At 37.5% G+C, this 15916-nt stretch carries 15 protein-coding genes; 7 read left to right on the top strand and 8 right to left on the bottom strand.

Annotated features, from left to right (window positions below):
* Window positions 1-37: 37 nt before the first annotated feature.
* Complete coding sequence (locus AC27G3_RS16325) at window positions 38-1297, top strand: DEAD/DEAH box helicase (protein WP_487123390.1); 1260 nt, start codon at window positions 38-40, stop codon at window positions 1295-1297.
* A gap of 45 nt (window positions 1298-1342) precedes the next feature.
* Here AC27G3_RS16325 and AC27G3_RS16330 read toward each other — a convergent pair whose 3' ends face one another.
* Window positions 1343-1963 (bottom strand): 3'-5' exonuclease, encoded by a 621-nt coding sequence (locus AC27G3_RS16330; RefSeq protein WP_487123498.1) that lies wholly within the window; start codon window positions 1961-1963, stop codon window positions 1343-1345.
* A gap of 20 nt (window positions 1964-1983) precedes the next feature.
* Complete coding sequence (locus AC27G3_RS16335) at window positions 1984-4389, bottom strand: DUF748 domain-containing protein (RefSeq protein WP_487123392.1); 2406 nt, start codon at window positions 4387-4389, stop codon at window positions 1984-1986.
* A gap of 157 nt (window positions 4390-4546) precedes the next feature.
* Here AC27G3_RS16335 and AC27G3_RS16340 point away from each other — a divergent pair, with 157 nt between their 5' ends.
* The gene (locus tag AC27G3_RS16340) at window positions 4547-4741 is read left to right on the top strand and encodes a hypothetical protein (protein ID WP_487123394.1); all 195 of its coding nucleotides are present in this window, start codon (window positions 4547-4549) and stop codon (window positions 4739-4741) included.
* A gap of 54 nt (window positions 4742-4795) precedes the next feature.
* On the opposite strand, the gene AC27G3_RS16345 is transcribed toward AC27G3_RS16340, so the two are convergent.
* Complete coding sequence (locus AC27G3_RS16345; RefSeq protein ID WP_487123396.1) at window positions 4796-5374, bottom strand: YceI family protein; 579 nt, start codon at window positions 5372-5374, stop codon at window positions 4796-4798.
* A 33-nt stretch (window positions 5375-5407) separates the two neighbouring features.
* Entirely contained in the window at window positions 5408-5953 is a 546-nt protein-coding gene (locus tag AC27G3_RS16350) for a cytochrome b (RefSeq protein WP_487123398.1), read from the bottom strand.
* A gap of 306 nt (window positions 5954-6259) precedes the next feature.
* Here AC27G3_RS16350 and AC27G3_RS16355 point away from each other — a divergent pair, with 306 nt between their 5' ends.
* Window positions 6260-9133 (top strand): DUF2339 domain-containing protein, encoded by a 2874-nt coding sequence (locus AC27G3_RS16355; protein ID WP_487123400.1) that lies wholly within the window; start codon window positions 6260-6262, stop codon window positions 9131-9133.
* Window positions 9134-9212: 79 nt separating this feature from the next.
* Here the strand turns inward: AC27G3_RS16355 and AC27G3_RS16360 are convergent, their stop codons facing one another.
* Genes AC27G3_RS16360 through AC27G3_RS16375 form a run of 4 tightly spaced genes read right to left on the bottom strand, consistent with a single transcriptional unit; the run spans window position 9213 to window position 11480 of the window.
* The gene (locus tag AC27G3_RS16360; RefSeq protein ID WP_487123402.1) at window positions 9213-9431 is read right to left on the bottom strand and encodes a hypothetical protein; all 219 of its coding nucleotides are present in this window, start codon (window positions 9429-9431) and stop codon (window positions 9213-9215) included.
* Window positions 9431-10300 (bottom strand): VOC family protein, encoded by an 870-nt coding sequence (locus tag AC27G3_RS16365; protein ID WP_487123404.1) that lies wholly within the window; start codon window positions 10298-10300, stop codon window positions 9431-9433. The genes AC27G3_RS16360 and AC27G3_RS16365 overlap by 1 nt, the downstream gene beginning before the upstream one ends.
* 15 nt (window positions 10301-10315) lie before the next feature.
* Window positions 10316-10816: a CreA family protein gene (locus AC27G3_RS16370; RefSeq protein ID WP_487123406.1), complete on the bottom strand. Its 501-nt coding sequence runs from the start codon at window positions 10814-10816 to the stop codon at window positions 10316-10318.
* A gap of 22 nt (window positions 10817-10838) precedes the next feature.
* Window positions 10839-11480 carry an SGNH/GDSL hydrolase family protein gene (locus AC27G3_RS16375; protein ID WP_487123408.1) on the bottom strand — a complete coding sequence of 214 codons (642 nt, stop codon included), beginning with the start codon at window positions 11478-11480 and terminating at the stop codon, window positions 10839-10841.
* Window positions 11481-11600: 120 nt separating this feature from the next.
* Here AC27G3_RS16375 and AC27G3_RS16380 point away from each other — a divergent pair, with 120 nt between their 5' ends.
* The 4 genes from AC27G3_RS16380 to AC27G3_RS16395 all read left to right on the top strand — a co-directional run bounded on the left by AC27G3_RS16380 (window position 11601) and on the right by AC27G3_RS16395 (window position 15914).
* Entirely contained in the window at window positions 11601-12152 is a 552-nt protein-coding gene (locus AC27G3_RS16380; protein WP_487123410.1) for a GNAT family N-acetyltransferase, read from the top strand.
* A gap of 126 nt (window positions 12153-12278) precedes the next feature.
* Complete coding sequence (locus tag AC27G3_RS16385) at window positions 12279-12659, top strand: hypothetical protein (protein ID WP_487123412.1); 381 nt, start codon at window positions 12279-12281, stop codon at window positions 12657-12659.
* A gap of 202 nt (window positions 12660-12861) precedes the next feature.
* On the top strand, window positions 12862-14364 hold the full coding sequence (locus AC27G3_RS16390) for a TolC family protein (RefSeq protein WP_487123414.1): 1503 nt from the start codon (window positions 12862-12864) through the stop codon (window positions 14362-14364).
* Window positions 14365-14378: 14 nt separating this feature from the next.
* Window positions 14379-15914 carry an efflux RND transporter periplasmic adaptor subunit gene (locus AC27G3_RS16395; RefSeq protein WP_487123500.1) on the top strand — a complete coding sequence of 512 codons (1536 nt, stop codon included), beginning with the start codon at window positions 14379-14381 and terminating at the stop codon, window positions 15912-15914.
* Window positions 15915-15916: the final 2 nt, after the last annotated feature.

The raw sequence follows: 15916 nt of genomic DNA on the forward strand, positions 1-15916 counted from the left end.
GTTACCGCTGTTTTAGGGTAAGTAATTAGGTGTTTTAATGGACTTTTCTTCTTTAGCGTTAAATAAAAATTTACTGAAATCAATTAGTGAACAGGGATACGAAACCCCGACACCTATTCAACAACAAGCTATTCCTGCCATTTTAGCGCAAAAAGACGTAATGGCTGGCGCACAAACAGGGACAGGCAAAACAGCGGCCTTTACCTTACCTATTCTACAACTACTTAGTACAGCACCTAATCCAAGTAAAGGGATTAAAGCACTTGTATTAACTCCTACACGAGAATTAGCACAGCAAGTACATAAAAGCATAGAAAGTTACGCACAAAATAGTGACATCAATTCAACCTTGGTTTATGGCGGCGTTAGCATTAACCCACAAATTGAAGCTATAAAAGCAGGCGTTGATATTTTAGTGGCAACGCCAGGACGATTGTTAGATCATCTAATTAATGGCTCTATTACACTAGAATCTTTACAAATTTTAGTATTTGACGAAGCTGACAGAATGCTTGATATGGGTTTTAAAGATGAAATTGATAACATTCTTAAACGCGTGCCGCCGAACCGTCAAACTTTGTTATTTTCAGCAACCTTTGATGCATCTATTTTTACGCTAAGTAAAACGTTACTTAATAACCCTGAATTAATAGAAGTAAGTGAGCGTAATACAGCTGCCGCAGAAGTTGAACAAATTGTGTACACTTTAGACGAAGACCGAAAACGAGAGTTAACGTCACATTTAATTGGTGCAAAAAATTGGCGTCAAGTCCTTATTTTTACGCGAACAAAGCAAGGTGCAGACGCCCTAGCAAAAGAGATGTGCAAAGATGGTATTAAAACTCAGTCGATACATGGTGATAAATCACAAGGTGCACGCGATAAAGCATTAGCAGAGTTTAAAGAAGGTAAAACACGCGCTTTAGTTGCAACAGATGTAGCAGCAAGAGGCATTGACATTATTGACTTACAATATGTCATTAATTACGAATTACCCTATATTGCTGAAGACTACATTCACCGAATTGGTCGTACAGGTCGGGCAGGCAACAAAGGCTTAGCTGTCTCTTTATTGAGCGCAGGGGAAGAGTGGCTTTTAGAAGCCGTTGAAGAAGTGCTAGGCAACAAGCTATTGCAACAATGGGTGCCAGGTTATGAACCTGATTTAACTAAACAACCGAAAAATGCTCGTAAAAGCGAAAATAAAAAAAGAGCGAGAAATAAAGCATTAGGAAATAAGAGCACCAGTAAAAATAAAAGAAACTCAAACAATAAACATGTAAGAAGAGGCCGTTAACTTACACTCTGTATTTGTTACTTAACAGTGTAATGTCAAATCTATTTAATTTGAATAACTCGCCAATAATGCAGGTACTAACTTTTTAGGGGTTTTTACTATTTTTTGAATGAGGGTAAAAGGTACAACTTCTATTTGTGTTTGCTGTTGAATTTCATCAATGAGTAAGCACCAAAGTTTACCAGTAACCTCGGCATCAAATAAGGCTCTGTGAAAGCCTCCATCAGTTCTGATACCAAGATAACGACTTAAATTTCCAAGGCTGTAACTAGGTGCATCCTGAAAAATTCGACGGGATAACAATACCGAGCAACTAAAGCTCCCAGTATAACGTTTGGCGATATGAGTCAGTTCAGCATCTAAAAATCGTTGGTCGAATGAGGCGTTATGAGCAATAAGGTTATCGCTACCAATAAAATCGACGAATTTATCCATTACTTCAGCACATGGTGCTGCATCTTCAAGCATGCTGTTGGTAATGCCAGTATAATTTTCAATAAAATTGCTTACTCGACGTCCAGGATTCATTAACTGCTGAAATTGTTCGGTGACTACCCCGTTTTCAAGGCGAATAGCGCCAATTTCTATTGCTCGATCCCCTTGATTAGGAGATAGCCCTGTTGTTTCGAAATCGAGAATAACAAGGCTATTTGCATTAGACAAAATGTGTAGTCCTAAAAGATTATTTAATTGGTAAAGGTAATTCTAGGTTTAGCTGCTAAGTCTGTATCCACTTGAGGTGTACACATTAATAATCTTGATGAAGCTAAATTTTGAACATTAACCATATGTGTTTTAAAGGCTTTCATGCGCGCCATTGAAATGATCTTAAGCTTAGCAATATCTTCTTTATTTAAGGCACTTCCTGCAGGCTTATTAATATCTGCGGCGGTACCAATGGCACATAAAGTAATGTGCTCATCAGGCTTATCTTCTAATAACGCTGTAAACTCTGAGATAAACCCTTTGTGACTAGGTTGAAGCGCTGTTTGCGTGGCAGGAAATTCTAAATCGTTAAAGCGGATTTTCAGTAAAAAGTCTCCTGCTGTCATGGCAACACTCACCACATTAGCATAAGGAACAAATGTGGTGAGTAAGTAGTCTTGAGCAGCGCTCATCGTTGCTCGCTTAATAAGCAAGGTAACAAATCCGCTAAAGCCAAATGATGGATCGTTAGTACTCCCTGACAATGGAATATCTAATTCAACATTACCATCGCGATCTTTTAACATACCTAAAGCAACTGAAAAGGGGATGGCGCTATGATCATTAAGGGTATTAATTTCATCGTCTTCGGCTGCTGTTAACTCTAAACCACGCATTAATATAGCCACGTTTCCGTCAATTTCTTCACCCGTCACTGTGGTATTAATTGTTAAGTCGAGCTGTCCAGAATCAAAAACATATTGCAGTGCTTCTTTCATGTAAGTTGAAACAGCCGGTAAGCTAATTTCTTTAAAAGCACCTTCAATATGATGAACCGGTACCGATGAAAAAGGTTGGCTGTAACCTGAAAAATCAAAATTGATGTAATCTTCACTTTCCCCTGCAATTTCAAATTCAGTTTTAGTTTCAAGTTCTTGGTTATCAATAGGGCCAACAACGAATTTAGTAATCGCTAAATGGCGCTCATAAATAGGTAAAACGCTATGATCAGTAAAGTTAATATGACCATGATCACTAAAACTAAATTCGCCAATATTTATAGCATACTCGGCAACCTCATCAGGTGTAGGTGCAGGAGTTTGTGTTGGCTCATCATTGACGATAGGAGGTAATTCGGCTTGATTTTGTTCCGTTTGAGGTAAGGCAATTAAGTTTTTTAAGGCTTTGTTTTCATCAAGTTGAGCATCGACAGAAAAGCCTGCTAATGTTGCCTTTTCAATGGCTAAACCGTGATCAGAGGCATTGAGCTTGTTAATAGCAAATTGATTAAATTGCATTAAAGGTAATGTGCTATCACTGGTGTTATCACTAAATAGCGCATTAAATATATCGATGTTGTCAACGTTTAAGGTGTGTTGATGGTTTTCAGCATTAAACACCATATCGGCAATTGCTAACTTTTTAAATTGGGCTAGAACTTGCTCTTCATTTAGGTAATTCATTGAAAAATCGTCCATTTGCATGGCTGTTTTAGCTATGATTACCGGAGCGTTATTTTTCGACAAGCTAACTTGAATGTCATCACTGGTCACAATATGTTTGTCAAATTTAACGTGAATATCTTCTTGATTAAGGTCTAATTGCTCAACTTTAAATTCAACTTGTCTCATATTTACCGTAGTAGATTCATTAGCGATAGTGACAGTTTGTTCACTTTTAAAGCTTACTTGGCCGTCTAGCGAGCTGATAGTTTCAGGTAAAAATGCATCAAAATGTGATAGTTCTAGCTCAGATAACGTAACATAAGAGGTAATAGTGCCTTCACCGTCAAATAACTGTGCGGTTAAACTCATTGTTAACGGTGCGCCGTCAACGGTTGCATCAGCAATTACTCCAACACGTTGATCTTTTTGTGAAGCATGAACACGCTCAATGCCCAAAGAAGAGACTTCAACATTATGCTTTACACCATCAAGGTTGATGTTGATTTTTGCATCGTACAGGTGAAATTGTGCCATTTTTACTATTAGTGCAGAGGCTTCATCTTGTAATTCTTGAGAGTTTTGAATCTCTTGTGAAGTAGACGCTTCATTACTAAGCGGTATGCCAGCAACTTCTATTTGATCACCGTTAATATCAATATTTAAAAATAATCCGTCAATTTCAAACTCGGTTATTTCAAACTCATCAATAATAAGCTTATATAAACTGACTTTTAAACTGAGCTCTTCAATAGATAAAACCGCTTCACCTGAAGGAGTTTCTTTGGTTAACGTTAAGTCAGAAATTGTTAAATGTGATAAAAAAGGGTTGTATCTAATCGAAGAAGCGTCAGATAAAACAAGGTGGTTTTGATTTAAAGTTAATTTGAGTAATTCACTGGAGTAGAAGCGAGTTGCTGTAGGAGTGAAGATCCAAATTAAGCTATATACACCAATTAAAAGTATACTTAGCACGACAATAAGTTTAGCAAACCAGCCTTTCATATTTTTACACCTTGTAAGTTTCTCTCTATAGTCACCACTCAATGTGACTATTTTTGCAGCATTGTACTGATTTTTACCAAGAATTAACATGTAAATTATTCAGTCTGTACTAAGCTTTAATGTTATTGAGTCATATAAAAGAGAAAAAGGTAATACCATGAAAAGTTTAGTGGTAAAACTAGGTGCAATATTTGCCATTTTGGGCTTTGTTTTATGCGCACTAGCAGGTGGGGCTCGATTAATGGGATTGTTTCATGTGTTTAATTATGAAGCGATAACGCTCTTACAGGCAGGAACAGCACTAATGGTTTCGGCTTGTGTCATTCGGTTATATGTCTGCGATAAACAGTAATACAGATAATTGAAAAGAGGCGGAAAATTAACAAGCTATTTCCGCCTTATGTGGTTATTGTCTAACACCTTCAATATGTAGTTCTAATTCAACATGAGTTGATGCTGGACCTAAATCTGTTTTAATACCAAATTCTTTTAAACCTATTTTAGTTGTACCACTAAAACCAGCGCGATATCCGCCCCATGGATCACTACCTTCTCCTATTTTTGTAGCGTCAATGACGATTTCCTTACTTACACCATGAAATGTAAATAATCCTTTTACTTCAAGCTTATCGTTACCTAAATCATTTATTGAAGAGCTAACAAATGTTGCTTCAGTAAACTTGCTCACATCAAGAAAGTCACCACTGCGTAAATGCTTATCGCGCTCTCCGTGGTTTGAGTTAATACTCCCAGTATCAATTTTAATCGATATTTTAGAGGCAGCTATATCTTTAGCATCGTAGTTAAAATTACCCGAAAAGTTATCAAATCGGCCTGTTAACCAACTATAGCCTAAGTGTTTAATTTTAAAATTTATTGAAGCATGTGCACCTTTGTGATCAACTATATAGTCTGCTGCATTAGCAAATGGTGTTAATAGAGTTGCAGCAAATGCTGTTGCTAGTAATGACTTGTTAAATTTCATAATGTACGTGTTCCTTATAGTGGTTAGCTTGGTTTATTTATGTTTACCTAACATTCTTATTAGGGTTGAATCTTTATCAATAACATGATGTTTAATTGCCGCTAATGCATGAACGATGACCAATGCTATTAGTGTATACGCGCCATATTGATGAATAAGTCCGGCAGTGTCTTCTTGGTTAGTAAATAGCTCTCCCATACTGGCAATATTGAATAATTGAAATACTTCAATTGCTCGACCGTCTGCGGTAGATATTAAATAACCGCTAAAAATAATTAGGAAAACTAAAAAATATAAAGCCTTATGTGTTATTGCACTTGCTGTGCGTTCAAACTTGGTATGGCTATTAAGTGGCAGCGGCTGCGTTTGTTTTAATTTCCACCATAATCTAACGACCATAAGCGCAAATAAAATAAAACCAAAACTTTTATGAAGCTCCGGTCCTTGTTTGTACCAAGGATCGTAATACCCCAATTCCACCATCCAATAACCTAAACTGAACAGCCCTAATATTAAGACAGCAGCTAACCAATGTAGGATAATCGTTAGCCATCCGTAATTACTTTGTGTATTTTTCATTGAGGGCTCCTTGTAACGAGAAGTTCAGTTTAATAGAAACGTTATTGATGATTAATTAGGTAAATGGATAAATATTGTTTCCATTTAAATGCTAATGGTAGTTTAAAATGGTTATTATGAATAAATAATTGGATATCAGCCAAGTGATAACATTGAGGCTTGATAAATACTGTGTATCGAATGAGATACTTTTTATTAGATTGAACAGGTAGTTATATTGTGCTGTAATTCAAAACATTATCAGGGATTGTATTTAAAAGCAGTAACTCACGCATGCGCTTGGTTTTTGCTCGTTAGGACAGCAGAATGAATAAAGAAATTAACGCACTAAAATCCGAACTTGCACTTGTTAAGTTGCAGTTTAGTGAGCGTGTTAGAGAGGTTGAAGAGCGTTTAACAGCATTAACTTCTTCTGATGAAATAACTGCGCAACATCAAGCTAATTGCGACGTTGATCCTAGCAGTGAATACATTGCTTTACATGATCTTGATTTGACCAATACTGCTGATAAAACGGCACCTAATGAAAAAGCACAACATGCCAATTTAACAACAGAACCGTCTATTACAACCCCTCAGCACTCGGCATTAACAGCACGCAATAAAACAATTCAACAAGTAAAATCATCTTTTATTTTCATATTAATTCAATCGATTTTATCTTCACTATTTGACTGGTTTTCACCAGTGACCAAAATTTATCAATCGTACAAAGAACGAGGGATGCTAGGGATTTTTACGTTGACGATTATCGGAATTGCGTTAACTCTGGCTGGTTTTGGCTATTTAATGCAGTTGCTTATTGATCAAATGGCAGCAGGGGCTAAATCGTTATTAATGACCGTTGCTGCAATATTGGTTATTGGTGGAGGAATTACCCTGAAAATAAAAACTCGCTTTAGTGAGTTTGCTACAGCGATAGTTACCTTAGGCATTTTATTGGCTTACAGTACGGTGTATTTCACAGGAAGTATTTATGGCCTAATCCCTAATAGTGCGGTGTTGTTTGGCTATTTATTTATTTCATTAATGTGCCATGCGCTAGCATTAAAGTTAGATACTAAGGTGGTGGCTGCTCTCGGTATTGTTGGCATTGCTACCATGCCTATATTGTCGAATACTGTCAGTATCGACGCATTGTCTTACTTGTTATCGTTGGCATTTGTTAGCATAAGTACATTGATATTAGCTTATCGTCACCTTGGGCAATGGTTAGCGAGTATTTGTTTAGCTTTCGTGATAATTGCCATTGAATGGGTCATCAATATTAATGGCGTTGCTATTTCTGCTTGGATAGTCGATCTGTTTTATTTACTGTTTTTTGTCTACCTTGTTTTTACCCTGTTTAATGAGCGAGAGGATAATAAGAATACATTACTATTGTTAAGCGCTGTTATTGGTTCCACTGTTTTACTGTTTTTTCAGGCCAGTGACTTATTTTCAGGACAAATGAGTACTAGTTTTGTCTTTAATGCGGTACTTGCTGGCGTTGCTAGTGTACTTTTTTATAAGGTTAAACATCAGTTTACTTACATTGTAGTGTTGCTAACAGCGATATGGACAGTATTAGCTATTGTTAGTGCGATAAGCAGTGCTTACTGGGGGATTGCATGGGCCGTTGAAGGCTTGCTTTTACTGTATATTGGTCGTACTTATCTTATCCCTTCGGTTATATATCAAGGACAAGTATTAACGGGTATCGCTGTGCTTTATTCTTGGTCGGCACTGATGCTTTATTTTCCGTTACCGGCACTCAAGTCTGTTGATGGTTGGTTATTATCTTTAGTGGTTGTCGGGGTTATTGCTTTGTGGCAAAGACTGATAAATACAACACAAGCATTTGATAAGTTAACAATAAATAAAATTAAACCACTATTACAATTAATAGAGTGTCTATGGTTATCAATACTTTTAATTGCTAGTGCCACCATTTGGCTTGGCAGTTGGACAGGTGCAGTCATTATACTTTGGCAATTCGCGTTACTATTTAGAGCAAGATACTGTCAGCAAGTAAGTATTGAAATACTTGCTGCATTACTGATTAGTGTACCGTTATTTTATGTGTATTTGGGCGCAGAATCAGTGGGAAGTTTTCGATTTATGATGTTGCCTTCTTATGCAAAAATAGCAATAGCTTCTGCATTTATACAGCTTTGGTTGTGGTCACAATTTTACCGGCGATATCAACCCGATTCGTCGGTTAAATATATTGCCGAGTACGTAAGAATAGCCTTTTATATGCTACTGCCGATATTTTGGCTATCTTCTGTTATTCGTCGATTTGATGAAAACGCTTTAATGATTCTTTGGTTATCACCTGCGATAGCACTCTTTTTAGCACAAAAAAAACAGCATCCATTGTTACGTAAAGAAGCAAAGCTACTGACAGTTTTAGCAAGTTTGTGCTTTATTGGTGTCATTAGTCAGCTCAGTTTAGCTATTGCAATAAGTGCAATAGTGGGCTTTTTAGCGTTATACCTAGTCGCTTACTTTCAAGATAAAATAATAGGAACAAACAGTATTTACACGTTTGTTTGTAGTTGGGGGTTAATTGCAACAGGGTTTGCACTACCTATTTATATTGGCGTAGAAGCGAATAGTATTTTTATAATAGTAGGCTTGATGACTTTATATTGGGCTATATTATTTAATACCATTGAGCTATCACGTCACTTTAAAAACAATGAGCTTTTTATTACGATAACTAATTTGAGCTTGTTAGTCGTGGGTTGGTTAATGACGCTTGAGAGTGCCAATTATGCTGTTATGCCGTGTTTAATTTTATTGGCCGCTATTTACCAAAAAGATCAGCGATTTAAGCAAGGCATTTTAGCGAAAAAAATAGGCGCTAACAGTGATCTATTACTACACAGCTTTGGTGCAATTACTTATACATTATTATTCATGTCATTAACTTATTATCGCTTAGACTTACTCATTGCTCCGGCATTAGCTGTACATGGAGCGCTAATTTTATTTCTTAAAGACAAGCGATTGACCACTGTTAAATATAGCTTCGCATTAATTTTGTTAGGCATTATTAAGCTGGCGTTAATCGATGCAGCAAACGCTTTGCTGTGGCAAAAGGTGGTGTTGTTTATGGGCATTGGTGTGTTTATTTTAGCGGCTTCGTTTTGGTATCAAAAAATGGTCAATAACAATGAGGTGCTACAACAGTAATTACAAAAAATGGCTAATAATTGATAATTAATTAGCCATTTTTAAAGGTGTAGAAGCGAGTTTTATTTAATCAGAATAACTATCTTCTGCGCACAGGTCTTGGGCGTTGGTGAGGCGGTCTTACCACCACAACATTACTTCGGTAATATGGCCTTGCGCCATAATACATTGGGTAGCCATAACCAACACCCATAGAATAACTAACAGAGCCACTGACATGAGAATTAGCGCAAGAGGTGGTAATTAAACCGGTAACAAGAATACACAACGCGCTTAAAAATATTTTAACTAATCTCATTATTTATTCTCCAAAGCTAACGCATCTGGTTGTTCGGTTAAGCCAATAAAAGCACCATTAGGATCGGCAATAATGGCAAGCTGTTGTTCTGTAGAGGCATATATTACTTGAGCGCCATTTTTAACGGCTTTAGCAACATGCCCTTCAACACCTACCACTTCAAAAAAGTTAACCCAGCGGTCGCGTTGTGGAAAGTCGCTCGGCATTTTTATAACGCTTGCCTGTACTTGGCCTTGCGTAGATAAATAATAGGCATGTTCTCTACCTGTAATATCTTCAATGGTATAGTCAAAGGCTTTAGCGTAAAAATTAGCAGCCTCTTGGGTATTTACACTGAACAGTTGCGCCCAACTCCAATGATTAGCACTTTGCTTTTTACGTGGTTTATTTTTGCTTTCAACATCAAGCATGGCGACAATACCACCTTGTGGATCTGCCATTACTGCGCGTGTACCAAATAAATCAAACTCATGTGGTTTTAAAATAATGGTTGCGCCTTTCTTTTGTGCATCATTAACCACTTTTTCAACATTTTGGGTATAAATACTACCAATCCAAACGGCTTTGTCGGTTTTATTCCGTTTAGCTGAGCGCTCTAGTAATCCTGCGACAGCTTGGTCGTTTTGATAAAAAATATGGTAAGCACTAGACGGCTTTCCTAACTTTTTTACAGTCCAGTTAAAGGTTTTAGTATAAAAATCGATCGACGAACTTATATCAGCACTGTATAAATCAGCCCAAATTAATTCTCCTTGTTGAGCTGGTAACGATGTTGAGGTTTGGTTATCAATATTTTCTGCCGATAAATACAAGCTTGGTAAGAGCAAGCTGAATAAAGTAACGGCTAAACCTATTGGTTTTAATAACATGAGATTGTATTCCTTTTAATGAGTGCTAACTGGTACAGATCTGTTTTGGTAAGCTTTTGAACCCCAAAGCGGTACGGTAGACAAGCTGTGTTTATAACTGCCGGAAGTTTCTTTGGTAGAATAAGAAATATACATAAGTGTTTGATTCTCAGCGTCAAAAATTCTACGTATTTTCATATTTTTGAAAAATATACTTTTAGATTTTTTAAATACCACTTCTCCTGATTTCGACTTATCAATTTTACTCAGCATGTCAGGGGTTATTTCTCCCGTTTGTCGACAAGATATCGCAGAATCGGAAGGGTCTGAAAAACTTAAGTCGGCCTCAATACTGGCGACATGGCAAGTTACTCCGGTAATAATGGGATCGACCATCATATTCAGTTTTATGTCGTTGGTGGTAAACATGCCTAAACTGACATTACCGACTTCATCTTTAAAAACGAATCTTAAGATGAAAATGAGTACGAGTAGGGTGATGACAATAATGAAAAACCATTTAATTTTATTTAACATCTGCTTTCCTTTACGAGTTATTTTACTTGTCGCTTAATATTGATTTTACTTTAGGCAATAAGGCATTAGCGAGTAATTGATGTTGCTTAAGGTGCCAATGGATGCCATCTTCTTGGCTTGATTGAACAATAGCACTTACATCAAAGTAATCACAAGATAATTGACGTGCACACTGCTGATAAATATCAGGTAATTGTTGAGATTTTTTAGCTCCGCCTAAATAGATGTTCGCATATAGCCCCACTTCCTTAATGAAAGGGGGTGATAACAGCAATACTTTTGTGGTGCTATGGTTGGCAGGTAAAGTAAATTCGAGGGTTTGCTTGATGAGTTTTTCAATACCATTGCCAATATCTTGGGCGGTTAATTGAAACTTTGCTTTTAAATCGTTAGTGCCTAGCAAAATCAATACTAACGCTGGCGAATATTGCACTAAAGCTTGATGCAAGCTGCGCAGGCCGCTTTTGTTAATATCAAATGGCGCATTATGTACAACGGTTCGGCTAGGTTGTCCTTCTTCAATAATATGATAACTACTGCCCAACGCTTTTTGTAATAGCATTGGCCAACGTTGATGACTATCGTAACGACCATTGGGGTGTGCAGGCGTTTGTGGCATAGTGCCCCAAGTATTTGAATCACCAAAACACAGAATAGTGCTCATAAGTGTAGCTTATTTATAATGTATGTAAGATTTAACAACATGTTTTGTAGTATCGCACTTTCTAATTACGTTATGATCAATTTACTTTAACTTATATCGAGAGGCTAGAGAGTATTATACATGAGCATAAAATTCACTCCGTTATCCCGAGAAGACAATAACTTTTCCAATGTTATCGAACTTTATAAAGAAGCCTTCACCACTGTACGCCGTGTTCCGTCATGGCTACTTCGTTTTATGATGAGAAAAGGAAAGCCTGGCTTTAGTGTGCTTTACGATAACAATGTCTGGATTGGCTTACTTTATGTTACAGAGTATAAAGATCTTATATTCGTGCATTTTTTTGCTATATCAAAGCCTAGTCGTTCGCAAGGCTACGGCAGCAAAGTAATCAGCGCAATAAGAGAACTGTATACTGATAAAAGAATAGTGTTAAATATTGAAGAGCTCGACGAACAACAAAAAAACTACCCACAAAGAGTAAAACGAAAAGCTTTTTATGAAAAAAACGGTTTCACTTCTTCTGGTTATATTGTTAAAGAGCCAGAAGAAAGGCTTGAAATGTTGATCCTAAACGGAGAAATAAATAAAGCAGAAATCGGGGCGATGTATCGGCATTTATTTGGTGGCGTTTTAGGGGCGTTATATCGCCCTAAAGTGCTGAAAATATAGAAGGTACGAGTGCACTTTATATGGTTAAAACCAATGCGCTCTCACGAAAGTAAAGCCCTTTATCATTGAAAAACACACTAGCTTATGCCACCATTTAAACTCAGTATTAAATATTTTAGGTTGCCTGTGGCTACTAATTTCTCTAAAGCATTAATGATATCGCTAATATGCATGGCCTTTATTGGTCAGGCTATGGCGTCTGTTGTTATGCCTTATCAAATGATAAGTATGATGGAAATGAACGAGCAAGCGCAAGCTCAAAATATGGCAATGATGGATCACAGTCATCATAAAATGAACAGTGAAACTACTGAACAGTCTACACAAGATTGCTGCGCTTCGGCCTGTGATTGTTACACTGGCAGTTGTTCAAATGTTGCTGCGCTACTTAAAAATATTATTAGCCATCAACCCACGATAGATTTATCCGCGAAAATACTTTTCTCCTCTAGTTTGGCATTAAGTCAACAATCTAAATCATTATACCGTCCACCTATATCGAGTTAAATACAGCCTAAGTGTGTCTAAAATTTGGTTCGTTTAGGCCAAATAACACTTTGACTGCGACTTTTTGATCTCGAAACTTAACAATATTGTTTATTCACCAAAGATAGCCTGAAGGAATATCTTACAATTATTTTCTAGCCTCATTTTAAAAGGGTGGAAATAGAAGTTGATTATAAGCTTCAACTTTATAGGAACAATTTTAATGAACAAATTCATCCAGCGCGGTAGAAACTGTATGAAGTACAGTGCCGCGATTGTAGCGTGTGCAATTTTTTCTGTTAAAGCAGAAAACACACCAATCACTCATAATTCAAAGCCTTTGTCTTTCAATAAAGCGATTAAGACAGCGCAAATTAACGACCCTTGGTTAACTGGTAATGTAAATAAACAGCGTGCGATAGAAGCAATGAGCAATGCCGTAAGTACATTGCCCGATCCCAAAGTATCAATTGGCTTAGCCAATTTACCAACCGACGGTTTTGATTTTTCCCAAGAAAACATGACTCAAGCCAAAGTCGGTATTTCACAAATGTTTCCTCGGGGAGATACAGTAGAAATTAAGGGGCGACAACTAAAAATACAAAGCCAAGCATATCCTTTTCAAAGAAAAGATAGAGAATCAAAAGTCGCGGTTACAGTGGGTAGTTTGTGGTTAGAGGCTTATCGTGTGCAGCAAAGTATTGCGCTAATTGAGAAGAACCGTTCTCTTTTTGAACAGCTAGTTGATGTTTCTGAAGCAAGTTATTCGTCAGCAATAGGTAAAACACGCCAACAAGACATTGTTCGTGCTCAATTAGAATTAACACGCTTAGAGGATAGACTCAGTCAATATGAACAGCAAAAACATCGATACCAAGGCATGCTTGCACAGTGGTTAACTCAACTGGATATTGAACAACCCTCTGAGTTAAGTCGCTCAGAAGAAGAGGCATACTTTAACAGCGAGTTTTCTCAATACAGTTTTTCTGAAAATAATGACAGGCCAACCAATGTTTTTTTGAATGCTGAATTGCCGCAAATAGTGTTAATCAATCAAGCGGTGATGACTAAGGGCCGTTGGCTCTCACAAGCTGCATTAGTGCAATACTTTTCAACACATCCTGCTGTTCTTGCCATTGAAAAGAAAGTGAGTGCCACCAAAACGGGTATTGCACTGGCTAAACAAAAGTATCAGCCTGAGTGGGGCGTTAATGCAAGTTATGGTTATCGTGCTGACGATCCTATGGGGAGAAGTCGAGCGGACTTACTCTCTGTTGGCGTAACCTTTGATTTGCCACTATTTACCGAAAAACGACAAGATAACGAAGTGCAATCTGCGATACACCAAACAGAAGCGGTAAAAACAGAAAAGCTCTTATTACTTAAACAATTACTTGGTAACTACTCAAGCGCGAAAGGTCGATTGCTGCGTCTCAAAGAAAGACAAAAGTTATATCGATTAAAATTATTGCCACAAATTCACGATCAAGCAGAAGCCTCATTAACTGCTTATACCAATGATGATGGTGATTTTTCAGAAGTGGTACGTGCACGCATTGCCGTTTTAAATGCCGAAATTGACGAGTTAAATTTGAATGTTGACGAACAAAAAATACGACTCGAACTGAACTATCTATTTATTGGCACTATTGAAAATACTACAGAAAACAATCAGCTAAATTTAGCGTCTCTCGGGAATAACTTTGCTAGTTTTGGAGAAAAATAATGAGTCATAATTTCATGAAGTCGCCAGTTTCACTATTCTTTGTTGGCATTAGCCTTGGTGCAATTATCACATTCGGCGCGATTGATTTATTAGCACCATCGACAAGCGAACAAATTATTGATAGTGACAAAGAAGAAAAGCAGCCGATGTATTGGGTTGCCCCCATGGATGCCAACTATAGGCGCGACAAACCTGGAAAATCTCCCATGGGCATGGATTTAGTGCCGGTATATGGCGACGACGGCAAAGGTCCTGATGAAGGTCCCGGCACAATTCGTATTTCTCCAGATGTAGTTAATAACTTAGGCGTACGCGTTACAAAAGCAAAATATCAAGCATTGCACACCCAAATTAGCACGGTAGGGTATGTAACTTACAATGAGGACTTACTGGTTCATATTCATCCTAGGGTGCAAGGTTGGATTGAAAAGTTATATGTAAAAGCGATTGGCGACCCGGTAAAAAAAGGTCAAGCCTTGTACGATATATACTCACCTGAGCTAGTTAATGCCCAAGAAGAATTATTATTAGCGTTAGATCGAAAAAACAACCGATTAATTACTGCGGCAGAAAACCGATTATCGGCATTACAGTTACCGCACTCAGCGATTGCTCAGCTTAAAAAGAACAGAAAAGTACAGCAAAAAATTACTTTTTATGCACCGCAAAATGGGGTTGTTGAAAATCTTAAAATACGCGAAGGCTTTTTTGTAAAACCCGGGTCAACTTTAATGTCGATTGGCGATTTATCAGAAGTGTGGGTAGAAGCTGAAGTGTTTGAAAGACAAGCAGGCCAAGTTAAATCAGGGACTCCAGTAACGATGACATTAGATTACTTACCCGGAAAAACTTGGCAAGGTCAGGTCAATTATATCTATCCTACGCTCGATGCTAAAACACGTACGGTTAAAGTTAGACTACGTTTTAAAAATGACGAAGGTGATTTTAAACCGAATATGTTTGCGCAAATTGCTATTCATACCACAGGCGATGATCAAGCATTGCTTATTCCAAAAGAAGCATTGATCAGAACAGGTAATCAAGACCGAGTCGTTTTGGCACTTGGCGAAGGAAGTTTCAAGTCGGTTGAAGTGTCTGTTGGGCGCTATGACAGCGAACATGTTGAAATACTTAAAGGGCTTAGTGCAGGAGAAGCCGTTGTTAGTTCGGCACAGTTTTTACTGGACTCTGAATCAAGTAAATCATCCGATTTTAAACGTATGCATTATGAGGCTGATGAAAATGACAACGCCGAAATGAACATGGGTGGTGCAAACCATCATGATCATACAACGACCAACACTGTTTCTTCAGCCACAGTAAACGGCACAGTTGTATCAGCAATGGCTAATCACCGAATGGTGACCATCGACCGAGAAGCGATTGAAAAATGGGGACGAGAAGCCGACAGAGTTGATTTTATTGTTGAAGATAGGGTTGATATGACCTTATTCTCACCGAATGCTTATGTCATGTTCACCTTTGAAATTAGAGAAGGCAATTTTATCATTGTTAGTGCAATGGCAATGCCTTCGCCTAAAGGAGAATAATA

It is taken from the genome of Colwellia sp. SU-HH01217, assembly GCF_057543495.1.